Origin of the sequence: Actinomadura meridiana (genome assembly GCF_039537545.1) — a bacterium.
In the GTDB taxonomy this organism is placed as follows: Bacteria; Actinomycetota; Actinomycetes; order Streptosporangiales; family Streptosporangiaceae; genus Spirillospora; species Spirillospora meridiana.
Genome location: NZ_BAABAS010000018.1, coordinates 29,348 through 51,778 on the forward strand (window position 1 = coordinate 29,348; position 22,431 = coordinate 51,778).

Below are 22,431 nucleotides of genomic sequence, written 5' to 3' on the forward strand. Positions count from 1 at the left end.
CGTTTATTGCTCGACTGGATCAGATCTTAACAGATCGGACACGAATAATTCTGCCTGGATGACGAATGGGCTCTCGTCCCTTTTCTTCTGTGCTGCCGTTTCCTGGTGGGGTCATCGTGGGAGCGCAGCGAAGTATGTGTTGGTCGGCGGATGGTCGTGTGGTTGGGGGTTGGACTCGCGGGGTGGTCCGGGACTGCGGAGGCGTGGTTTTGTGCGGGTGGTTGGGTGGGGGTGCGCCTAGGATGAGGGCGGGGGTGGTGGACGTGGGCAAGCACAACAAGCCGACTACGCGGACCTGCCCCGGCTGCAACGGGACCGGGACGAGTACCGCCACCGGTGAGAGTTGCAACGTCTGTCGTGGGACGGGACGTATCTGAGGTCATCTCCTGCCGGAGACGGCGCGGAGTCTGCCGGGGCGTAGGTGGTTCAGGGCTTCGGACGTGGCGTCGTCAGCGGGTAGGTACGCGATGAGCGCTTGTTCGTCGGCTATGGGGAGCGCGAGAGTTTCGTAGGCCAGGCGTAGTTCGCCTGTGTCCGGGTGGACGAATCGTTCGATGCCGGCGCGACGGGGTAGGCGGGGTGGGTTTTTGGTGCGGTTGGGGCGGCCAGGAGTTCGTAGCCGTTTGTCCAGGCGAGGATGTCGCGTGAATTCGACGTGGATGTCGTTGATCTTGTGGACGTGGAGTTGCCCCACGCGCTGCCTGCGGGGCCGGAGGGGTACGAGGCTGGGCCGGGGATGGCGGTTCTCGCGCGGCGGCTGGACGACGCGGACGCCTTCGTCGTCGTGACGCCCGAGTACAACCACAGCTATCCGGCGTCGGTCAAGCACGTCATCGACTGGCACGGGTCGCAGTGGCACGCCAAACCGGTCGGGTTCGTGTCGTACGGAGGTATGGGCGGTGGGCTGCGGGCGGTCGAGCATCTCCGGCAGGTGTTCTCAGAGACGCACTGCGTGCCCGTCCGGGACCAGGTCAGTTTCGACCGGCACTGGACGCGGGTCGACGAAGAGGGGAACCTGATCGACGCGGATGGTGCCGACACCGCCGCGAAGACGCTTCTGGACCAGTTGAAGTGGTGGGGTTCCGTCCTGCATGACGCGCGCAAGGAGACGCCGTACATCGCATCGTTCTGAGGGCGATCGTGAAGCGGGGGACGCGGACGCCCCACAGATGATTGAATCGTTTCTCATGTGGCATGCGTCACAAGGTTCTTTCCCCTGGCGGCGGTGGTATCAGCCGGGTGTTCCCGAAGAACTGAGTATCCCGGACATTCCCGTGACGCGGCTGCTCGACGACGCCGCGGACCGGCATCCTCGGCGGCCCGCGCTCATCTTCTCCGATCGGCGGATCAGCTATCGGGAGTTGCGCGCGGCCGTCGACCGGTTCGCCGACGGCCTGCGCCGGCTCGGCGTCCAGCCGGGCGACCGGGTGGCGTTGATCCTGCCGAACTGTCCGCAGCTGGTCATCGCGTTCTACGGGGCGCTGCGCAGGGGCGCGGTCGCGGTGCAGCACAACCCGCTGTACACCGAGGAGGAGATGCTTCACCAGCTTTCGGACTGCGGGGCCCGCGTCGCCGTCGTCCTGGATCGTTCCTACGCGACGGTCCGCGCGGTGCGGTCCAGGTTGCGGCTCGAGCACGTCATCGTGACGTCGCTGGCCGATTTCATGCTGGTGACGGAGCGGGTCACGTTGCGGCTGCCGCTGGCGGAGGCCCGGCGACGGCGCGCGGACCTCGTCGTGGACGTGCCGGACGATCCGGGCGTCGTCCCGTTCCGCGAAATGCAGCGGGCGCCGCAGGAGCCGGTGCGGCAGTGGGATCTCGAACCGTCACGGCATCTGGCGGCCATCCAGTACACGGGTGGGACGGAGGGTCGTCCCAAGGGGGCGATGCTCACACACCGCAACCTTGTCGCGAACGCATGCCAGCAGTGCTCGTGGGACCGGCAGGGGCGTCCCGGTGAGGACGTGACGCTGGCGGTGCTGCCGCTGTTCCATTCGTTTGGGTTGATGAGCTGTTTGCTCTCGCCGATGATGACGGCCGGGGCGGTGGTGCTGCTTCCGCGTTTTGATGCCGACCGTGTGCTTCGGGCACTCCGCAAGTATCGCCCGACCGTGTTCCCTGGTGTTCCGACGTTGTTCGAGGAGTTGCTCGACAGTCCGCGGCTGTTGCCGTCCGATCTGGGGTCGCTGCGGATTGTGGTCTCGGGTGCGATGGACCTGGGGCAGGGGACGATTGATCGGCTCGAACGGTTGGGCGCCAAAGGGCTGATCAATGGGTATGGGCTGACGGAGGCGTCCCCGGGTGTCACGGCTAATCCGTTCGGTGGTGGGGCGCGGAATCTGACCGTGGGGCTGCCGCTGCCTATGACCGAAGCCGTCATCGTCGACCAGGACAGGCCGACGAGGGTTCTGCCGCCGGGTGAGCCGGGCGAACTGGTCGTGCGCGGGCCGCAGGTGTTCGGGGGTTACTGGAACGCGCCGCTCGCCACCGCGCAGACCCTCTCGAAGGGGTGGCTGCGTACGGGTGACATCGCGGTGATGGACGAGGACGGCTTCATCACCATCCTGGAGCGCCGCCGCGACATGATCAAGGTCAGCGGGTTCAGCGTGTTCCCGACCGAGGTGGAGCGGGTTCTGCGGCGCCATCCGGCCGTTCACGACTGTGCGGTGGTGGGTGTGCCGGACGTGCGGCGTGGGGAACGCATCATCGCCCACGTGGTGGAACACCCCGCCTACCCTTTTTCGGCGGACGAACTGCGGCGGCATTGCGAGCGCTATCTGACGCATTACAAAGTGCCCGCCGAGTTCCGTCTGCGTACGGACCTGCCCCGCAACGCCCTCGGGAAGGTGGTCAGGCGACGGCTCCGCGACAAGGTCGTCAACTCGCCCGCGTAGGCGGAACCTTCGCGCGCTGGATGGTTGACTGTGCTGGTGCACACCGAGACCGTCCAGTCGGGCTTGTTCGCCCGGCTCGTTGAAATCGGGCGTGACTCGGGCCGTGCTGAGTCCGGGACGCCCGTTGATCCGGTGACGTTGTACGACCGGCATGGCGTTCTGGTGGTGCGCGTGGGGGACGTGGCCGTAAAGGCGCATCAGGCCGACCGTGAGCATGGGGTTCCGTTCCTGGAACGGGTGCGGCTGGCGCGTGGACTGCCGGAGATTCTCGTCGGCCCGTTGGGGCCACCGGTCGATGTCGACGGACGGGTCGTCACGGTCTCTCCGTACGGTGAGCCGGTGGATCCGGGTCAGGATCCGCCTTGGGAGGACGGTGCGCGGCTTCTGGCGGCCCTCCATTCGATGCCTCTTCCAGAGGACGCGCCGTCTTGGGGACGTCCCGCGCGAGTGGCTCGACGTGTCTCGGAGCTGGGGCACGGCCCGGCAGCGGACGTGGTGAGGCAAGCGTTCGCGACCCTTCCCGCCTGGATGCGCGGTGAGGGTGTGGAGCCGCCGGGAACGTTCGAATGTCTCATCCACGGGGACTGGCACCTTGGTCAGATGGTCCGCGTGCGGGACGGGTGGCGGCTGATCGACATCGAGGATCTCGGCAGGGGCGACCCCGCGTGGGACCTCGCCCGTCCGGCGGCGCTCTATTCGGCGGGGGTTCTGCATCCCGACGACTGGGTTCGTTTTCTCGGCGCGTACACGGAGGCGGGTGGTCCGGCCGTCCCGTCCGGTGGGGACCCGTGGACGGCCCTGGACGTGCCCGCGCGAAGTCTTGCGATCCAGATCGGCGCCACGTGCGTCATATCCGCGGAAAGGGAGAACCGGTCGCTCGACGGGCCAGAGCAGGCGATGATCGACGCGTGCGCAAGAATATCGACCGCGGGTGACGCCGCATGACGTGGCGCGTCACCTGCCCTACATTTAGCCTCTACCTGGGGATCCATACTGGAAGGAAGACAAGGCGATGCACTGCCCTAAGTGTCGTGGAGTGATGCGGACCTACACCCGCAGCGGCGTCCACATCGAGCAATGTGACAGCTGCCGAGGCATCTTCCTCGACTACGGCGAGCTTGAGGCCCTGGCACAGATGGAGTCGCAGTACCGGACGCCGCCGGCGGCGGCTCCGGGGTGGGGAGCGACCCCGGCGCCATCGGTGCACCATCACCACCATGGTGGGCACCACCGCCCTCACCACGGGAGCGTCTTCCACATGCTCTTCAGCACCTGACCGGCTCCTCACGAGCCGACCGGGTGACAAAGTACGGCCCCCCCTTTCCGAAAGGGGGGGCCGTACTTCTGTCAGCGACTACAAGCGTGGGTCGACGGGCTCCGATTCCAGAGCCAGGACGGCGAACACGGCCTGATGAACCCGCCACAACGGTTCCCCGCCAGTGAGCCGGTCGAGTGCCTCTACCCCGAGCGCGTGTTCACGCGTCGCCAGCGAGCGTTTGCGGCCGAGGGACCGTCCACGTAGGCGGTCGAGGTTCTCCGGCTCGCGGTAATCCGGGCCGTAGATGATGCGCAGGTACTCGGGTCCTCGGCATTTGACGCCCGGCTGGATGCGTCGGTCTTCTGGGAACGAGCCCAGCGGCTTGACGACCATGCCCTCGCCGCCCGTGAAGGTGAGTTGCTCCCACCATTCGGTGACGGCGGCTTCCGACTCCGGCGAGTCCAGGTCGGCGGTCATCGAACCGGTGCGCTGGAGCAGGCCGCTGGGGTCGTGGTCGGCGAGGCGACCCGCTATGGCCATGTGCCAGTCGTGTTCGCGTGCGACGGCCCACGAGCAGCCTTCTCCGGCGAGGATCTGGAATGGTGCGAGCCGTAGCCCGGTCAGGCCGTCGACCGTCCAGCAGTAGCGCGCGTAGGCGTCGCGGAAGCGGGTCGCGTTGGCGGTGCGCTGGTCGATGCGCTCGCGGAGCCCACCGAGGTCGAGTCCGCGTTCCTGCGCGCGGGCGAGCAGCCCGGACGCCATCGGCAGGGCGGCGCTGGCGGCCGCGCCGGTCGCCGCGTACTGCGTGCGGATGAGTTCCATGGCCTTGGCGGACCACGGCATCAGTTCGCAGTCGATGGCGAGCCAGCCTGTGTCGAGTTCTTCCCAGAGCCCTGCCGCGTCGATCGCGGAACGGACCCGGTCCAGTACTTCGGTCGTGCGGGTCGGGTCGCGGAAGAAGGGGCGTCCTGTGCGGGTGTAGATGGCGCCGGTGGTTCCGTCGTCCACGCCGAAGCGGTCGGCCGCGATCGACGGATCGCGGCATACGACGACCACGGCACGCGAACCCATGTGCTTCTCCTCGCACACCACGCGGAGCACACCCTTGTTCCGGTACGCGGCCAGCGCCTCGGCCGGGTGTTCCAGATAGCCCGGCAGCAGCGACGTTTCGGCGGGGGCCATGGTCGGCGGCAGGTAGACGAGCCAGCGCGGGTCCACGGCGAACCTGCTCATCACCTCCAGTGCGGCGAGCGCGTTCTCCTCTCGGACGGCGATGCGGCCCATCAGACGGGTCTCGACACCGTTCGCGCCTAGCACGTCCTCGATTTTCAGTACCTCGGCTTCACGGCGTCCTCCCCCGATGGAGGGCGGCGCGTCCAGGGGGCGGGTCGGCTCGTACCAGACCTGCTGCGCCGGGACGGAGAGCAGTTCACGCTCCGGATAGCGCAGCGCGGTCAGCTTCCCGCCGAATACCGCACCGGTGTCCAGGCAGATGGTGTTGTTGATCCATTCCGCGGAGGGGACGGGCGTGTGCCCGTACACGACCATCGCGTCGCCCCTGTAGTCACGCGCCCACGGATATCGGATCGGCAGCCCGTACTCGTCGGTCTCTCCAGTGGTGTCGCCGTAGAGCGCGAAAGACCGGACACGGCCCGACGCACGACCGTGGTACTCCTCCTTCAGTCCGGCGTGGGCCACGACAAGACGGCCGTCGTCCAGGACGTAGTGGCTGATGAGTCCGTCCATGAACCGCAGTGCCTCGTCACGGAACTCGTCGGGCTCGGCAGAGAGCTGTTCCAGCGACTCGGCCAAGCCGTGTGCGACGCGCACCTTGCGTCCGCGTAGGGCGCGGACGAGTTTCGCCTCGTGGTTACCCGAGACGCAGAGCGCGTTGCCATGCGCGACCATGCCCATCACCAGGCGGAGGACGCCCGGCGAGTCCGGTCCGCGGTCGACGAGGTCACCGACGAAGACGGCGGTACGCCCGCCGGGGTGGCGCGCGTCCACGGCACGACCTTGCGTGTCCCGGTCGATGTCGTAGCCGAGACCGGTGAGGAGTTCCTCCAGCTCGGCGCGGCAGCCGTGCACGTCGCCGACGAGGTCGAACGGCCCGGTCAGCTCCCGCCGGTCGTTCCACGCCTTCTCGCGGACGACGGTCGCGGCGTCGATCTCCTCGACGCCGGTCAGCACGTGGTACCGGCGGAACTCGCGGGACAGCGACCGCATCCCGCGCCTCAGTTCGCGCCGCTGACGCGGGATCACGTGCGGGGGCAGGTCCCGGTCTGGGCGGACGGCGTTCCGCTCGGCGGCGACGCTCTCAGGGACGTCCAGGACGATCGCCGCCGACAGCACGTCGTGATCCTTGGCGATCTTCAGCAGCGACTGCCGCGCGGCGCTCTGCACGTTGGTCGCGTCGACGACGGTCAGCAGGCCGCGCCGCAGCCGCGTGGCCACGATGCAGTGCAGCAGCTCGAAGGCGTCGCCGGTCGCGGACTGGTCGTTCTCGTCGTCCGACACGACGCCACGGCAGTAGTCGGACGAGATGACCTGTGTAGGCGCGAAGTGCTTGCGCGCGAAGTGCGATTTGCCCGAACCAGTCACGCCGACCAGCACGACGAGCCCCATCGCGGGGATCTTGACCTCGGTCATCGTGTGAACACCCCCAGCTGCGTCGGCGCGCCGACTTCGGAATCGTCGGTACCGACGGACACGTATCGGACGCTGTAGCCGTGCGCGACGGCAACCCCGTCCGCCCACGCGCGGAACTCGGCGCGGGTCCATTCGAAACGGTGGTCGGGGTGGCGCATCGCGCCAGCCGCTAGACCGTCGTAGCGGACGTTGTGCTCGGCGTTCGGAGTCGTCACCACCACGACGCGGGGACGCGCGTCGCCGAACACGACGTGTTCCACCGCCGTGAGGCGCGGTGGGTCGATGTGCTCGATGACCTCCATAAGCACGGCGGCGTCATAACCGCCGAACCGTTCATCGGTGTAGGTGAGCGCGCTCTGGAAGACGTCCTTGACGGGGTCGCCCGGACGGCGCGGCTGGTCCCAGCGAAGCCGCCGCCAGGCGTGGGCCAGCGCGCGATACGACACGTCCGTTCCGGAGACCTCCCGGAAGAAATCGTCCTTGGCGAGCCGCGAGAGCAGCTTCCCGGAACCGCACCCGAGGTCGATGACGCGCTGGGCGTTCTCCTCATGCAGTACCTGCGCGACCGCTTGGAGACGGTGTTCCGCCAGCGAAACGGGTTGTTCGACTGCGATCGGCTGATCCTCGCCGTTCCCACCGTTCTCGCTGTTCTCGCCGTTCTCGACAGTTGGCGGTTCCTCCTCCACTTGCTCGGGGTCGAGCGCCTCTTCGGTCGCGTCCTCGGCGTCGGCCAGGCGGCCCAGCGCGGTCCGGACGAGAGCACGCCGGTTGGCCAGATAGCGGCGGGTGATGGTTCCACGGTCGGGGTGCGCGGCCAGCCAGCCCTCTCCGGAACGGATGAGCTTGTCCACCTCGTCCGGCGCCATCCAGTAGTGCTTGGCGTCGTCCAGGACGGGCAGCAGCACGTACAGCTGGTTGAGCGCATCGGCGAGGCGCAGCGTCCCGGTCAGCGTGAGCGTCACGTACCGGGAGTCGCCCCATTCGCCGAACTCCGGGTCGAGCGGAACTGGCACCGCCGACACGTCCCAACCCAGCGGGCCGAAGAACCGTTCCGCCTGATCCGGTCCCCCGCGGCACGGAAGGGCGGGCAGGACGATCTCCAGCGGAATCGGGGTCTCCGCCAGTTCCGGACGCAGATCGCACCGCCCGCGCATGCCCGTGCGGAACACGTTCGCCATCGCGGACGCCAGCAGCGACGACGCCGCGTAGGGACGGTCATTGACGTACTGGCCGAGAGAGAAGTCCGGGGTGCCTCTGCCGCGCGTGCGCACGAGCTTGACGGGGTCGACGTCCAGCAGCAGCGCGACCGTGCAGCGCTGTTCGTCAGCGTCGGGGTAGAAGACGTGTGCCGTACCGAAGGACTGCTCGAACTTCTGCACCCTGCCGGGATGCTTGTGCAAGAGGAAGCCCAGTTCGGTCGGTTGGCTCATGGTTGTCGCGATCGTCAGAAGCACGCCTGCAAGTGTGGCGGACCGGGATGAACGCTCCACATCCATTTTTCAGAACTGATCGGCGACCAAAAGGATTTGCGACCTGTTCCCGGCATCGACAGAATCCGAAGCGATATGAGCAGACATCCCCGCCGGATGACGGCGCAGGAGACCGTGGAGATCCTCGACCGCGGCGACTACATCGCACCGTCCGGCCGCACCGTCCCGATCGCGGAGAGCCTTGCCCGCGCGGTCCGGGGCACCGTCCTGCACCGTCCGGGCGAACTCGACGAGATGCTGGAACGGCTGCCCAAGGCAGAATCCGACGCGGAAACGCGCATCGAAGTCACCGACGAAACCACGCTCGCCGCCGCCCACCGGCTGCGCGGCCCCGGCGCGGTTCCGTTCGCGTTGAACTTCGCTTCCGCGAAGAACCCCGGCGGCGGGTTCCTGAACGGAGCGCATGCCCAGGAGGAAGGGCTGGCCCGATCGTCGGGTCTGTACGCCTCACTGCGTTCGGCCAGAGAGTTCTACGATTTCCACCGCGCGCAGGGCGACCTCCTCTACAGCGACCACATGATCTACTCCCCGGACGTGCCGGTTTTCCGCGACGACGCCGGGCTGCTGCTGGAAGAGTCCTACGAGGTGGCCTTCCTGACGTCCCCCGCTCCTAATCGCGGCGCCATCCGTGACGCAGCCAAGGCGGAACGGATACGGGACGTGCTCCATGTACGCGCCCGCAAGGTGCTCGCCGTGGCACTGGCCAACGGACATCGACGCCTGGTGCTCGGCGCCTGGGGATGCGGTGTGTTCCGCAACGATCCGCGGGAGGTCGCAGAGGCGTTCGCCGAAGCGCTGCGTCCCGGCGGAGTGTTCGCGGGCCGGTTCGACCATGTCGTCTTCGCGGTCTGGGACACCGCGAAGGGCTCCCCCAGGCACACCGCGTTCCAGAACGTCTTCGCGTAACCGCGTCTTGCCCGCGTGCCCCTCAGGCTGAGGGCGGCGCGTCGACGTAGGACGCGATGCCTCGGATAAGGATGTCCAGGCCGAACTCGAAGCGCTCGTCACCGGCCCCGCTGGTCAGTTCGGCCACCATGCCGACGATGTTCGGGTAGCGGTCGGCGGGCAGGCCCCTGAAGTAGGCGCGGACTTCGTTGAGATAGCGGTGGAAGTGCTCCCACGCGTCCTCGTCCGCGCCGAGCCGGGCGGTGTAGACCGTGTCCTCGACGGCGTCGGCGTCGATGTACATGCCGAGCGCGTCGACGGCGAGCGCGGCGATCTTCGGTGGGACGCCGCCGACGCGCATGAGGTCGAGTTGCGCCTCGGCGATGGTCAGCAGGTTGGGGCCCGTGGGGATCAGGCCGATGGAGACCTTGGCGATGTCGCCGTGCGAGGTGTAGACGCGACGGATCTCGTGGGCGATCTCCTTCAGTTGCTCCTGCCACCGGGCGGGGTCGGTCACGGGGAGCACGACCTCGCCGGTGACGCGGTCGAGCATCAGTTCCCGCAGCTCCTCCTTGTCCGAGACGTGGGCGTAGAGGGACGCCGGGCCGGTGCCCAGCTCCTGCGCGACGCGGCGCATGGTCACCGCCTCCAGGCCCTCGGCGTCCAGGACGCGGATCGCGGTGTCGACGATCACGTCCTGGCTGAGCGGCTGCCGGGCGGGCGCGGCCCTGCGGGGCTTGCGTCCGGGCGGTGTCGGCAGGTCCGGGCGTTGGGTGGCCACGGCGAGACCTCTCAATTTCGAGATACATCTTGACTTTGCCGAGACGCGATATATCTTCTCTACGAGAGAGAAGACCATCACCGTCGCGAACAGCGTACTTGACACGAACGCCGTTCCCTCATTAAAACAGCGTTCGTAACGACGAACCATGTTCAGGCAGAGGAGAGGATCATGACGGAGACCGTGGCGTCCACCACGAAGAGCGTGGGTGAGACCGCCTACCGATGGCGCTGGGCCGCCCTGTTCGTGATCCTCGCCGGCGAGGTCATGGACATGCTGGACATGCTGATCACCAACATCGCGGCGCCCACGATCCGCACCGACCTCGGCGGCTCCGCCGCCACCGTCCAGTGGCTCGCCGCGGGTTACACCCTGGCCATGGCGGTCGGTCTCATCACCGGCGGACGCCTCGGCGACCTGTACGGGCGCAGGCGGATGTTCCTCATCGGGGCGGCCGGATTCACGGTCGGCTCGCTGCTGTGCGGCCTCGCCACCTCGCCCGAGATGCTGGTCGGCTCCCGCGTCACGCAGGGCCTGTTCGGCGCGCTGATGCTGCCGCAGGGCATCGGCATGATCAAGCAGATGTTCACCGCGAAGGAGATGAGCGCGGCGTTCGGGATGTTCGGACCGGTCATGGGCCTGTCGTCGGTCGGCGGACCGGTGCTGGCGGGCTGGCTGATCGACGCCGACCTGTTCGGCACCGGCTGGCGGATGATCTTCCTGATCAACCTGCCGCTCGGCGCCGCCGCCGTCCTGGCCGGGCTGCGGTTCCTGCCCGCCGGACGCTCCGCGCACGCGACCCGGCTCGACCTGCCCGGCGCGGCGCTGGCGTCCCTCGCCGCCGGGCTGCTGATCTACCCGCTCGTCCAGGGCCGCGAGCACGACTGGCCCGCCTGGACGTTCCTGATGATGGCCGCCTCGCTCGTCGTCTGGGGCCTGTTCGCCTGGTACGAGGCCCGCAAGCAGCGCGCCGGCGGCGACCCGCTGATCGTCCCCAGCCTGTTCCGCAAGCGCGGCTTCACCGGCGGGCTGGTCGTCGGCCTGGTCTTCTTCACCGGCATGACGGGCATCGCCCTGGTGCTCGCCCTGTTCTTCCAGATGGGTCTCGGCTTCTCACCGCTCAAAGCCGGTCTCGCGCAGATCCCGTGGTCGGCCGGGATCATCCTCGGCTTCGGCCTCGCGCAGGCGCTGCGTTCCCTCGGCCGGACGGTGATCCACGGGGGCATCGTCATCATGGCGGCCGGGGTCGTCGCGTTCAACGTCACACTGCGCTACGTGGGCGTGGACGTCACCGCCTGGCCGCTCGTCCCCGCCCTGGTCGTCACCGGCCTCGGCATGGGCCTGCTGATGGCGCCGTTCTTCGACATCGTCCTCGCGAGCGTCGAACCGGAGGAGACCGGGTCGGCGGGCGGCACGCTCACCGCCGTGCAGCAGCTCGGCGCCGCGCTCGGCGCCGCCGTCCTCGGGACGATCTTCTTCGGGCTCCTCGGCGGGCACGTGGCGTCCGCTGCCGACGACGGCGCGACCGCCCTCCGCAACGATCTCGCCGCCGCGTCCGTGCCCGCCGCGGCGCGGGACCGGATCGTGACCGGAGTCCACGACTGCGGCCACGACCACGCCGCGGCGAAGGACGCCACCGCCGTCCCGGCCTCCTGCCAGCGGCTTGAGCTGGACGTTCGGTCCGCCATCGCGGCCGCGCCGAGGTCGGCTCCCGCCGTCCAGAAGGCGGTCGCGGACGCGGGCCAGCACTCCGCCAGGACGGGCTTCGGCGACGCCGTGAAGATCACGCTGTGGGTGGAGGTCGGGCTCCTCGCCCTCACCTTCCTGGCGACCTTCCTGATGCCGAAGCAGGCCCGTCCCGAGGAGGAGCCCACCTGATCCGGCCCTCGCCGACGACGGCGACGAAGGCGCAGGCGACGTGCGAAAGGGCCCGTGGCGGGACGATTCCCGCCGCGGGCCCTTCGTCGGGTCCCGTCGGGCTGTCTGGTCGGTCAGACCTTGGACATGACCTCCGCGGCCAGCAGCTCCAGGTGCTCCAGGTCCTGAAGGTCGAGAACCTGGAGGTAGACGCGCTCGGCGCCCAGCTCCGCGAACCGGCCGATCTTGTCGACCAGCTCGCCGGGCGTACCCGTCAGGCCGTTGGTCCGCAGCTCCGACACGTCCCGTCCGATGGCGGCGGCGCGGCGCGCCACCTCCGCCTCGTCCCGGCCGCAGCAGACGACCTGCGCGACCGAGAACACCAGCGGCTTCGTCCGGCCCGCCTCGGTGGACGCGGCGCGGACCCGGTCGTACGCGGCGGCCGTGGCCTCCGGCTGTTGGAACGGGACGTTGTACTCGTCGGCGAAGCGGGCTGCCAGCCGCGGCGTCCGCTTCGCCCCCGTCCCGCCGATGATGATCGGCGGACCGCCCGGCCGCGCGGGCTTCGGCAGCGCGGGCGACTCGGTCAGCGTGTAGTGCTCGCCGCTGAACGAGTAGGTCTCGCCGTCCGGGGTCCCCCAGAGTCCGGTGAGGATCTCCAGCTGTTCCTCCAACCGCGCGAAACGCTCGCCGAGGCTCGGGAACGGGATGCCGTACGCGGCGTGCTCCACCTCGAACCAGCCCGTCCCGAGACCGAGGTCGACGCGGCCGCCGCTCATCTGGTCGACCTGCGCGACGGAGATCGCCAGCGGGCCCGGATGGCGGAACGTCGCCGCCGTGACCAGCGTGCCGAGCCTGATCCGGCTGGTCTCCCTGGCCAGCGCGCCCAGCGTGATCCAGGAGTCGGTCGGGCCCGGCTCGCCCGTCACGTCGCCCATCTTGACGTAGTGGTCCGAGCGGAAGTAGGCGTCGAACCCCAGGTCCTCCGCCGCCTTGGCGACGGCCAGTTGTGTCTCGTAGGTCGCCCCTTGCTGGGGCTCGGTGAAGATCCGAAGTCGCATGGCACCCATCCTGCTACCCGCGCGGCGCTGCCCGCGAACCAGGTCAGCGGCGTCGCATGGTTTCAGCGGCTTGTTTCGGCGGCTTGTTTCAGCGGCGGCGCGTGATCCGGGTGCGGAGGACGGCGGCGTTGTTCGCCGCGTCGGAGTCGGCGGTCGGCGAGGACGCCTTCCAGGACGACTCCAGCACTGTCCCCGCGCGGACGGATCCGCGCGGCACCGCCGTCAGACGGAGCGTCCTGGACTCGCCTGGCCGCAGCGAACCCACCCCGCACACGTAACCACGGTCGCGCGGCATGCACGCGGCGTCCCGTCCGACGAGCTTGATCGGACCGCTGGACTCCACGATCACGCCCTCGGCCGTGGACGGGCCCAGGTTGCGGATCCTCAGCACGTACGGAATCCGCGTCCCCGCGCGCGCTTTGGACGGTGCCGACTCGGTGAGCGCGAGGTCGGCGGAGTGGGCCACGCGCACCGCCGGGAACCTTCGCGTCACATGCGCCTTGCCCCAGGTCACGGTGCCACGCAGTTTGATGGGGTGGCCTGGCCTCATCCGGTTGTCCACCTTGGCTTTGATCGTCCCGCGGACCTTCTGACCCCGCCGGACGGTGCCGAGGTCGCAGGACACCTTCCGTCCCTGAGCCGCGCAGTCTGGTTCACCGGACACGAACGCCAGTGATTTCGGCAGCGTCGTCTGGAACACCGCCTTGCCGGACTTCACCGACCCTCGCCGGGGGGCGCGGAACGTCCACGTCCACTCGTAGACGTGGCCCGGGAGAACCTCCCTCTTCGGACCGCCCATGTGAAGCGCCCTGCTCTTCGCATGCGCCGCGTGCGGCTTGTCTTTCTTGGCCTTCGACTTGTCCTGCTTGCCCTTGGGCCTGGGCTTGGCCTGCGTGGCTTTGGGCTTGTCCTGCTTGGCTTTGGGCTTGGCCTCGTCTTTTGTGGGCTTGGGCTCGTCCTTCTTGGCCTTGGGCTTGGCGTGCGTTCTGGGGCGAGGCGGAGGTTTCAGCAGCGGATCGTGCCGTCCCTCCCCCGGGGTCGGCGCCGACCCGTCGGCTCCCGCCACGGTCGCCATCGGCACGACCCCCAGCAACGGCGCGGCGGTCAGGACGACGAGACCGCGCACCTTCCATTCCCTGATCACAATGACCCCCCGTGACCTGCGGTTCTCTTACGGACACGTCCGTTGTAGCGAGGGGCGTGCCGTCGACCTAGCGCCGTGTCGGCGTGTCGACACAGATAGTGATGAGTGGCGTCACGGATGGTTGTCACTGTAAAACGGTGTGTGATCACGGTCAGACCTTGTTGAATCGGACGGACAGCCCGGAACCACGGGAGGGGAGGCCATGTCCGTCTTCGGTGTCGACTACGCGTGGGGCCGTCCCGGCGCGTCCGCCCTGAAACGCGCCAAGGCCAAGTTCGCATGCCGCTACCTCTCGCACGACACGACCGGCAAGAACCTGACCCGCGAGGAGGCCAACGACCTCTCCGACGCGGGCATCTGGCTCGTCGTCGTGTGGGAGAACACCGCGAAACGTCCGCTGGACGGGAAGTCCGCCGGGGCCGCCGACGCCAAGGACGCCGCCGCACAGGCACGGGCGTGCGGGATGCCGGACGACCGTCCGATCTACTTCGCCGCCGACTGGGACGCCTCCGCCGGCCAGCAGGACGAGATCAACGCCTACCTCGACGGCGCCGCGAGCGTCATCGGCCGCCGCAGGGTCGGCCTCTACGCCGCCTACGGCCCGACGAAACGCGCGTTCGACGCCAAGAAGATCACCTACGGCTGGCAGACCTACGCCTGGTCCGGCGGCCGGTGGGACGAGCGCGCCCAACTCCAGCAGTACTCCAACGGCCACGAGATCAACGGCGTCAGCGTCGACTACGACCGCGCCGTCCACAACGACTACGGGCAGTGGCGCGTCGGCGTCTCGCCCGGGGGAGACGACATGCCCGACTACGTGTCCGTCGGCACCGGCGCCGAACAGGAGCTTCCGTCCGGCACCTGGACGAACATCAGCTGGGACAAGGAGTACTCCGACCGCGAGCACCAGCACTACGACAAGGGCGGCCCGAGCCTGCTCACCGGTTCCGCCCGCTACAGCCTGTCCGTCGCGGCGACCGTCAACGGCGTTCCCGAGGGGACGCTCATCCAGGCCCGCGCCATCGAGGTCGAGATCGACGACGTGAACAAGTTCGAGGTCGGGCCTGTCCAGGACTTCACCTCCGTCGGGAACACGACGAACCTGGTGTACGGGCTTGCCGCCGACACCGTCCGGAAGGGGCACCGGGTCCGTTTCCAGCTGATCCAGCACGGCGGAGGGGGCGCCAAGGTCGCCCATGGCAGCGCCAAGGTGTTCTTCTGGAGATGAGACCCGGCAAGAGCCGGTAAGTCAGCGGCCGTCCGGTTCGCCGTAGAGGGCGCGGAAGAAGGCGAGTGCCATCCGCCGCTTGTCTCCCGGGTCGGTGCGCAGCTCGGCGAAGTAGGCGTTGAGCTCGGCGAGTTCCGGCGCGACGTGGTCGCGTCCGTCCTGCGGCTCCAGGCCCTCGCCGATCCTGGCCAGATCACCGGGGTGCCATCGCAGGGCGTCCTCGACGGCGGAACGTGTCCGCGCCTGCGGCCAGCGCTCCCCCGATTCCAGGTTGTAGACCGTCTTGACCGTCACCCCGGCCCGCTCGGCGAGCTGCTCCTGCGTCAACCCGAGCGACCCGCGCCGCGCCACCGCGTACTTGGCGACTCGCTCCCGGTCCACGTCCCCGGCCATGGCGCCCAGCATGCCGGAAATACCAGGAAACATCCAGGGCGGGTCAGACCGCCCACGTCCTCCGGTATGCCGGATGGTCGGCGTACGGCATCGCGAGAAGCCGCAACGTCGTGCACCCGCCCTCCCGGACCCGCTCGCCGCACGTTTGGCAGACACCCGTCCCGTTCATCCGCGAATGCAGTTCGAGCAGGCGCCGCTTCAACCCGACCTCCGCCACCACCCGCGCGGGCGAATGCCGTGCGATGTGCAGCGCGACGCCCTCCTTGACGAACGGCACGTCCAACACGAGATGCGGTCCGAACCCGGGGCGGCTCTGCCACGGATACTCGTTGATACTCCTCAACGACACGGGCCTCTGCAGGTGATCCATGGGCCGCCGCCCCAGTCGCAGCCGCTCCCCCGAGTGCGTCTCGACCCACTGCCACCGCTCCTGCCCCGACAGGTCGGCGCCCGTCCTCGGACGCGACCGGTAGTCGGCCGCCCACCGCGCGGTGTCCTCGTCCTCGAAGAGCCGGGCACGCAGAAACTCCACCAGATCGCTCACAGCCACTCCCGTTCCGCCGTCGACCCCCCGCCCCTCGATCCTGCCACCCGAAGATCACTACACCGCCCACCCCGCGCAAGCGATCACCCTCCGGCGTCCCCGGCCCGATCGCCGGAGACCCCGAAGGGTGATCACTACGAGACTCAGGACATCCGCATGCAGATCGCGTACACCGTCATCGTGGTGGCCGACGACGACCGCCCCCATGCGTTCCAGGCCTGCACGCCACCGGGGAAGGGTTCGGTGGACGAGATCGTCCCGTCATTCGTGTTCCCCATGGTCGCGCCACCCCCGGTGACGGTGTAACCGGCCGGGCAGTACGCGCTGCCCTGAATGGCCTGGTTCCCGGCCGGAATGTTGACCAGCTGGCTCACACGAGTGGTCTGGGTGACACCGGTGGACGCAGGCCCAGTCGGCCCGGTAGGCCCGGCCGGCCCAGTAGCCCCCGCACCAGTGGCCCCCGTAGGCCCAGTGGCACCAACACCCCCGGTAGGCCCGGTCGGCCCCGTAGCCCCCGCACCTGTAGGCCCAGTGGGCCCAGTAGCCCCAACCCCAGACGGCCCGGTGGGCCCGGTAGCACCAACGGCCCCCGCAACCCCCGTCGGTCCGGTCGGCCCCGTGAACCCAATAGGCCCGGTAGACCCATTGGCACCAGTGGGACCGGTGGCCCCATCAGCCCCGGTGGGTCCAGCAAGTCCCGTCGGCCCGGTAGCACCATCGGCCCCATCGGCCCCCGTAGGTCCAGTGGCCCCGTCCGCACCCGTAGGTCCAGTAGCGCCATCCGCACCCGTAGGGCCGGTGGCACCGTCAGCGCCCGTCGGACCCGCAAGCCCCGTCGGACCAGTCGGGCCGGTCGCGCCATCAGCGCCCGCCGGACCAGTAGCACCGTCTGCGCCCGTCGGACCGGTGAAGCCAGTCGGACCCGTCGCGCCATCAGCACCATCCGCACCCGTCGGACCAGTAAAGCCCGTCGGACCCGTCGCACCGTCAGCGCCAGTCGGGCCCTCAAGCCCCGTTGGGCCAGTCGGACCCGTAGCACCGTCAGCGCCGTCCGCACCCGTTGGGCCAGTGAAGCCGGTTGGGCCAGTCGGACCAGTTAGACCAGTCGCGCCATCGGCACCCGTGGGGCCGGTCGCACCATCAGCACCCGTCGGTCCAGTGGGACCCGTGGCGCCATCAGCACCATCGGCGCCTGTAGGGCCGGTCGCGCCGTCAGCACCCGTCGGACCCGTGAAACCTGTTGGGCCCGTTGCGCCGGTCGTCCCATCCGTACCTGCGGCTCCGGTTGGGCCCGTGGCGCCGTCTGCACCCGTCGGGCCCGTCGCACCATCCAGGCCCGTGGGGCCCATCAAGCCCGTCGGGCCGGTCGGCCCCGTCTCACCATCCGCACCCGCAACGCCGGTCGGACCAGTGAAGCCCGTCGGGCCAGTTGCTCCATCCAGACCGTCAGCACCAGTCGGGCCCGTGGGGCCTGTGGCACCGTCGGCACCAGTGGGGCCCGTGAATCCCGTCGCGCCAGTCGGGCCGGTTGCGCCGTCCAAGCCGTCCGCGCCCGCAGGTCCCGTCGGCCCTTCCGCGCCCGTCGCGCCAACAGCGCCTGTCGGGCCAGTGAAACCCGTAGGTCCCGTCGCGCCATCAGCACCCGTAGAGCCCGTCGGACCCGTAAAGCCTGTCGGACCGGTTGGGCCGGTTGGGCCCGTCTCACCGTCCAGTCCATCCGCACCAGCGGGCCCCGTCGGTCCAGTCGCGCCGTCCGCACCTGTTGGGCCAGTTGCGCCGTCCAGGCCGTCCGCACCAGCGGGCCCAGTCGGACCCGTCTCGCCATCAGCACCGGTCGGTCCCGTAGAGCCCGTCGGGCCCGTTGCCCCATCCAGACCATCAGCACCCGTCGGACCCGTGAAGCCGGTCGGGCCTGTTGGTCCGTCCAGACCATCAGCACCCGTCGGGCCAGTGGCACCGTCCGCGCCCGTCGGACCGGTCGGGCCGGTTGCTCCATCGAGACCGTCCACGCCAGCAGGCCCCGTCGGGCCTTCTGCACCCGTCGCGCCATCGGCGCCGGTCGGACCGGTGAAGCCCGTCGGACCCGTCGCACCGTCGGCGCCCGTGGGGCCGGTCGCGCCATCAGCACCGGTCGGACCCTCAAGGCCCGTCGGACCCGTCGGGCCGGTTGCCCCATCGAGACCATCCACGCCAGCAGGCCCCGTCGGGCCTTCCGCGCCCGTAGCCCCATCGGCACCCGTCGGACCAGTGAAACCCGTCGGACCCGTCGCGCCATCAACGCCATCGGCACCCGCAGGACCCGTCGGACCAGTCGCACCATCGGCGCCCGTCGGGCCGGTCGCGCCGTCAAGGCCGTCCGCACCCGCAGGCCCAGTCGGACCCGTCTGACCATCAGCGCCGGTCGGACCCTCAAGTCCCGTCGGACCAGTCGGACCCGTCGCGCCATCAGCACCATCTGCGCCCGCCGCACCGGTTGGGCCCGTCGCACCGTCAGCACCCGTCGGGCCTGTCGGGCCATCGGCGCCCGTGGGGCCGGTTGCACCATCAGCACCCGTCGGGCCCTCAAGGCCCGTGGGACCGGTCGGGCCGGTTGCTCCATCCAGACCATCAGCACCCGTCGGGCCAGTGGCGCCGTCCGCGCCCGTCGGACCGGTTGGGCCCGTAGCGCCGTCAAGGCCGTCCACACCCGCAGGCCCAGTCGGACCGGTGTCGCCAGCGGGCCCAGTCGGGCCCGTAAAGCCCGTCGGGCCGGTTGCCCCATCGAGACCGTCCACGCCCGCAGGCCCTGTCGGGCCTTCCGCGCCTGTCGCGCCATCGGCACCCGTCGGACCAGTGAAACCCGTCGGACCCGTCGCGCCATCAACGCCATCGGCACCCGCAGGGCCCGTTGGGCCAGTGGCACCGTCCAGGCCATCAGCACCCGTCGGTCCGGTTGGGCCCGTCGCGCCATCTAGGCCGTCTGCGCCTGCCGGACCGGTCGGGCCCGTCTCACCATCAGCTCCTGTGGCACCGGTCGGGCCGGGCTCCCCATCCGCGCCCGTTGGGCCAGTGAAACCCGTGGGACCAGTTGGGCCCGTCGCGCCATCCATACCTGCGGGGCCCGTCGCGCCGTCTGCGCCCGTGGGTCCTGTGAAGCCAGTTGGGCCGGTTGCTCCGTCCAGACCATCAGCACCCGTCGGGCCCGTTGGGCCGGTGGCGCCGTCGAGGCCGTCCATACCTGCCGGTCCGGTGGGGCCCGTCGCGCCGTCCGAGCCATCCATACCCGCCGGGCCCGTCGCGCCGTCGGCGCCCGTCGGGCCCGTGGGGCCGGTTGAGCCGTCCTGGCCGTCCGCGCCTGCGGGGCCCGTCGGTCCTTCTGCGCCTGTCGGGCCGGTCGCGCCGTCTAGGCCGTTGGCACCCGTTGGGCCGGTGGCGCCGTCGGCGCCTGTGGGGCCCGTCGCACCGTCGGCGCCCGTGGGGCCGGTGAAACCCGTTGGGCCGGTCGAGCCGTCTTGACCGTCAGCGCCTGTGGGGCCCGTTGAGCCGTCAGCGCCCGTTGGGCCTGTGAAACCGGTTGGGCCCGTTGCGCCGGTCGCGCCGTCCTGGCCGTCTGCACCTGCGGGGCCTGGTGCGCCGTCGGCGCCCGTTGGGCCCGTTGGACCGGTGTCGCCGTCCATGCCGTCCATGCCGGCGGGGCCTGTCGGGCCCGTCGCGCCTTCGGTGCCCATTGGGCCCGTGGGGCCGGTCGCGCCGTCGGCGCCGGGTGGGCCTGGCTCGCCGTTCTCGCCTGGGGGGCCGGTTGGGCCTGTTGCGCCGTCCTCGCCTGGGGGGCCGGTCGGGCCTGTGGCGCCGTCCTCACCTGCTGGGCCCGTCGGGCCGGTTGGGCCGTGTTCGCACTTGCCCTTGTGGCAGCACTTCGGTTTGTGGCAGCACTTGTCTTTTCCGCAGTGTGCCGTGTCCTCGGTGTGGTGCCGGGCCCCGCTGCTGTCCGCGTTCTTTCCTGAAGCCTCTTCCGTCGAGGCGGATGAGCGTTGGGCGTTGAACGGCTGGGCCAGAGCAGCCAGGAGCAACGTGATCGAGATCATGGAGTTTCTGATCGAGCGGCGTCGTTGCAGCAGCCAGCGGGACACGCGATAACTCCCTCGTAACCGTGGACGCACCCGATGGCACTCGCCAGGCGTGCTCTTGTGCCCTGGTGAGAGCCGCCGCCCTCGCGGGCGGCTGGTGCCGAACTAGCGCGGAAGGTGCCCCGGCGCCGGTTACATATAGATGGGATCTCGCGTTTTGCCAGGCTTATGTGAGTGTCATTAGATTGCATTTAAGAATGTGCGCCGACCGCGATCAGAGGCGGTGGTGGCGGTGACATTTTCTGGGGAGCGCTTGTTCTGCGCTCGGGTATTTAGTGGGTGCATTCGCTGGTTATTGTGCGGCATGCTTTTAAGGGTGCACATGGGGAGCTAATGTTGGGAATGGCGGGATATCGGCCGCTTGTCCGTGTGCTGCTGTTTTGTCGGTCAGTTGGTGCGGCGCCAAGCCACCCAGCCGCCGGTGCCTGGGGCGTGTGCGGTGACGATGTGCCAGTTCGGTGGGGCGGCGGGCCAGCTCTGGCGGGGTGGGGTGCCCATGGTCCACGGGACGACGACGAGCGTCAGGTCCGCTGGTAGGGGGAAGCGTCCTGTGCGGTCGATCGGGACGAGCCCATGCCGCGACTGGAAGGCGTGCAGGACCCAGACTCGCCAGTCGAGGTCGGGGAAGTTCACTCCGACCTTGTCGTCAGGGCGGAGCTGCTGTTTCAGGCTGGTGTTCGCGGCGTAGCGGCGGTCCCAGTGGTCGACGATGTGGCCGGTGGCGGCGAGGACGGCGGCCAGGTTGACAGCGGCGATCAGGCCCGCGCTGACCGCGAGCGCGTGGTTGCCTCCGTAGGCGACCAGCGCGGCGACTCCCGTGAGGAGTACCAGGGCCATGAGGGTGGCGGGCCAGAGGCGGAGTTCGTTCCAGTTCCAGGTGAGGAAGCTGGTCTCGGGGAAGTCGGTGGAGAGGAAGAAGTCCTTGGAGAGCCGGTCGCCCGCGTGCAGCCACACAAGGCTCCCGGCGATCACCGCGGCGGCCGAGGCGATGGGGGCCGCGCGTAGGGCGGTCAGGGCTGGGGAGCGGACGGCCAGGACGGCGGCGGCCATGAAGAGTACCGGTGCCACGCAGGTCAGGTAGCGGCCGTAGACGAAGTTGGCGACGGTGTTCTCGTCCGGGGTGGCCGCCGAGGTCGCCAGCGCCAGGCCGACAGTGGAGATCAGGGCCAGCGCGGCGATGATGCGGGTCTCCACCGCGGTGCGGTCGCGGATCACGGCGATGGTCAACGCGACCAGGCCCACTCCGGCGATGCCCCAGGTCGAGACGATCAGGTACCAGAACTTCCCGGCGGTGAGGGACAGCGTCCAGCCCAGGCCGGACAGGCTCGTGAGGCGGTCGAACAGCAGCCCTTCCAGCTGGTAGGTCCCCCGTGGGTACAGCTGGGAGCGGAGCCAGTCGTTGAGCTGGACACCGATCATGGTGGTCGCGACGAGCACCCAGGCCATGACCACCACGCCGCGCCGGTCCGCCCAGCGGCGCCACCAGGTCACGGCCAGCAGGCCCGCGAACACCACGACGACGACGAAGCCGCGCACGTGGATCCAGGACAGGTACGCGGCGAGGACGCTGGCGCCCACCCCGGACGTCAGTCGTCCGGACGTGAGCCAGGAGTGCGCGAGCAGCAGCCAGGCGAGGACGGCCACCGGCATGACCGCGTCGGTCAGGGCGAACTGGCTGTAGTGGACGCTAGACGGCAGCAGAGCGGTCAACGTCGCCGCGATGTACGCCGGGATCTGGGGCACACCGATGCGTTTGAGGGCCACGTATGCCAGCGGAAGCGCCGCGGCGCCGATCAACGCGTTGATCGCCAGAACCAGCTGGTAAACGGTGGCGGGATTGTTGCTGATCCAGTTCGCCGGGACCAGGAGCAGCGAGTACCCGCAGTAGTAGAGGGGCCTTCCGGTCATGTCACCTGCGGGGCCGCCCGCGAACAACCGGCCGCCGAGGAGATATCCGACCTCGTCGGGGACGTAGAGCGGGACGTGCCGTCCCCTCGCCAGCGCCAACCGGAGCAGGACCTGCACGAACCATCCCGCGCCGAGCAGCAACGGCCACCAGGGCACGGTTCCGTTCGGCGCGATCTGGGCCCTTACCCGTTCGCGTAGAGCGACGTCGGCGCCGGATGTCATGTGGCCTCCCG

17 protein-coding genes are annotated in these 22,431 nt (G+C 69.5%); 8 read left to right on the forward strand and 9 right to left on the reverse strand.

What is annotated here, in order from left to right; translation table 11 throughout:
• Positions 1–379: 379 nt before the first annotated feature.
• Complete coding sequence (locus ABD808_RS24390; protein WP_344900580.1) at positions 380–694, reverse strand: MmyB family transcriptional regulator; 315 nt, start codon at positions 692–694, stop codon at positions 380–382.
• On the opposite strand from ABD808_RS24390, the gene ABD808_RS24395 reads away from it, so the two are divergent.
• From ABD808_RS24395 to ABD808_RS24410, 4 genes are all read left to right on the forward strand, one after another.
• Positions 638–1,132: an NADPH-dependent FMN reductase gene (locus tag ABD808_RS24395; protein ID WP_344900582.1), complete on the forward strand. Its 495-nt coding sequence runs from the start codon at positions 638–640 to the stop codon at positions 1,130–1,132. The genes ABD808_RS24390 and ABD808_RS24395 overlap by 57 nt on opposite strands.
• A 142-nt stretch (positions 1,133–1,274) precedes the next feature.
• Entirely contained in the window at positions 1,275–2,894 is a 1,620-nt protein-coding gene (locus ABD808_RS24400; protein WP_344900584.1) for a long-chain-fatty-acid--CoA ligase, read from the forward strand.
• 30 nt (positions 2,895–2,924) lie between these two features.
• Positions 2,925–3,839 carry a phosphotransferase family protein gene (locus ABD808_RS24405; RefSeq protein WP_344900586.1) on the forward strand — a complete coding sequence of 305 codons (915 nt, stop codon included), beginning with the start codon at positions 2,925–2,927 and terminating at the stop codon, positions 3,837–3,839.
• 67 nt (positions 3,840–3,906) lie between these two features.
• Entirely contained in the window at positions 3,907–4,170 is a 264-nt protein-coding gene (locus tag ABD808_RS24410) for a TFIIB-type zinc ribbon-containing protein (protein ID WP_344900588.1), read from the forward strand.
• A 78-nt stretch (positions 4,171–4,248) separates the two neighbouring features.
• On the opposite strand, the gene ABD808_RS24415 is transcribed toward ABD808_RS24410, so the two are convergent.
• Both ABD808_RS24415 and ABD808_RS24420 read right to left on the reverse strand, forming a co-directional pair.
• A complete protein-coding gene (locus ABD808_RS24415) occupies positions 4,249–6,801 on the reverse strand; it encodes a polynucleotide kinase-phosphatase (protein ID WP_344900590.1) in 2,553 nt (850 codons plus the stop codon).
• Positions 6,798–8,255 carry a 3' terminal RNA ribose 2'-O-methyltransferase Hen1 gene (locus tag ABD808_RS24420; RefSeq protein ID WP_344900592.1) on the reverse strand — a complete coding sequence of 486 codons (1,458 nt, stop codon included), beginning with the start codon at positions 8,253–8,255 and terminating at the stop codon, positions 6,798–6,800. Before ABD808_RS24420 ends, ABD808_RS24415 begins: the two co-directional genes overlap by 4 nt.
• A gap of 111 nt (positions 8,256–8,366) precedes the next feature.
• On the opposite strand from ABD808_RS24420, the gene ABD808_RS24425 reads away from it, so the two are divergent.
• Positions 8,367–9,197 (forward strand): TIGR02452 family protein, encoded by an 831-nt coding sequence (locus ABD808_RS24425; RefSeq protein WP_344900594.1) that lies wholly within the window; start codon positions 8,367–8,369, stop codon positions 9,195–9,197.
• 22 nt (positions 9,198–9,219) lie between these two features.
• Here the strand turns inward: ABD808_RS24425 and ABD808_RS24430 are convergent, their stop codons facing one another.
• Positions 9,220–9,957 (reverse strand): TetR/AcrR family transcriptional regulator, encoded by a 738-nt coding sequence (locus ABD808_RS24430; protein WP_344900596.1) that lies wholly within the window; start codon positions 9,955–9,957, stop codon positions 9,220–9,222.
• A gap of 171 nt (positions 9,958–10,128) precedes the next feature.
• On the opposite strand from ABD808_RS24430, the gene ABD808_RS24435 reads away from it, so the two are divergent.
• Positions 10,129–11,835 (forward strand): MFS transporter, encoded by a 1,707-nt coding sequence (locus ABD808_RS24435; RefSeq protein WP_344900598.1) that lies wholly within the window; start codon positions 10,129–10,131, stop codon positions 11,833–11,835.
• A gap of 113 nt (positions 11,836–11,948) precedes the next feature.
• On the opposite strand, the gene ABD808_RS24440 is transcribed toward ABD808_RS24435, so the two are convergent.
• Entirely contained in the window at positions 11,949–12,875 is a 927-nt protein-coding gene (locus tag ABD808_RS24440; RefSeq protein ID WP_344900600.1) for an LLM class F420-dependent oxidoreductase, read from the reverse strand.
• An 88-nt stretch (positions 12,876–12,963) separates the two neighbouring features.
• Positions 12,964–14,019, reverse strand: coding sequence for a COG1361 family protein (locus ABD808_RS24445; protein WP_344900602.1), 1,056 nt, complete (start codon positions 14,017–14,019; stop codon positions 12,964–12,966).
• Between the two features lie 202 nt (positions 14,020–14,221).
• Between ABD808_RS24445 and ABD808_RS24450 the strand changes: the two genes are divergently transcribed.
• Positions 14,222–15,247 carry a glycoside hydrolase domain-containing protein gene (locus tag ABD808_RS24450; RefSeq protein WP_344900605.1) on the forward strand — a complete coding sequence of 342 codons (1,026 nt, stop codon included), beginning with the start codon at positions 14,222–14,224 and terminating at the stop codon, positions 15,245–15,247.
• A gap of 21 nt (positions 15,248–15,268) precedes the next feature.
• Here the strand turns inward: ABD808_RS24450 and ABD808_RS24455 are convergent, their stop codons facing one another.
• The gene (locus ABD808_RS24455) at positions 15,269–15,640 is read right to left on the reverse strand and encodes a helix-turn-helix transcriptional regulator (RefSeq protein ID WP_344900607.1); all 372 of its coding nucleotides are present in this window, start codon (positions 15,638–15,640) and stop codon (positions 15,269–15,271) included.
• Positions 15,641–15,683: 43 nt separating this feature from the next.
• On the reverse strand, positions 15,684–16,184 hold the full coding sequence (locus ABD808_RS24460) for a DUF6221 family protein (protein ID WP_344900609.1): 501 nt from the start codon (positions 16,182–16,184) through the stop codon (positions 15,684–15,686).
• Positions 16,185–16,340: 156 nt separating this feature from the next.
• Between ABD808_RS24460 and ABD808_RS24465 the strand changes: the two genes are divergently transcribed.
• Complete coding sequence (locus tag ABD808_RS24465) at positions 16,341–16,490, forward strand: hypothetical protein (RefSeq protein ID WP_344900612.1); 150 nt, start codon at positions 16,341–16,343, stop codon at positions 16,488–16,490.
• A gap of 4,187 nt (positions 16,491–20,677) precedes the next feature.
• Here ABD808_RS24465 and ABD808_RS24470 read toward each other — a convergent pair.
• The gene (locus tag ABD808_RS24470) at positions 20,678–22,420 is read right to left on the reverse strand and encodes a phospholipid carrier-dependent glycosyltransferase (RefSeq protein WP_344900614.1); all 1,743 of its coding nucleotides are present in this window, start codon (positions 22,418–22,420) and stop codon (positions 20,678–20,680) included.
• Between the last annotated feature and the right edge of the window lie 11 nt (positions 22,421–22,431).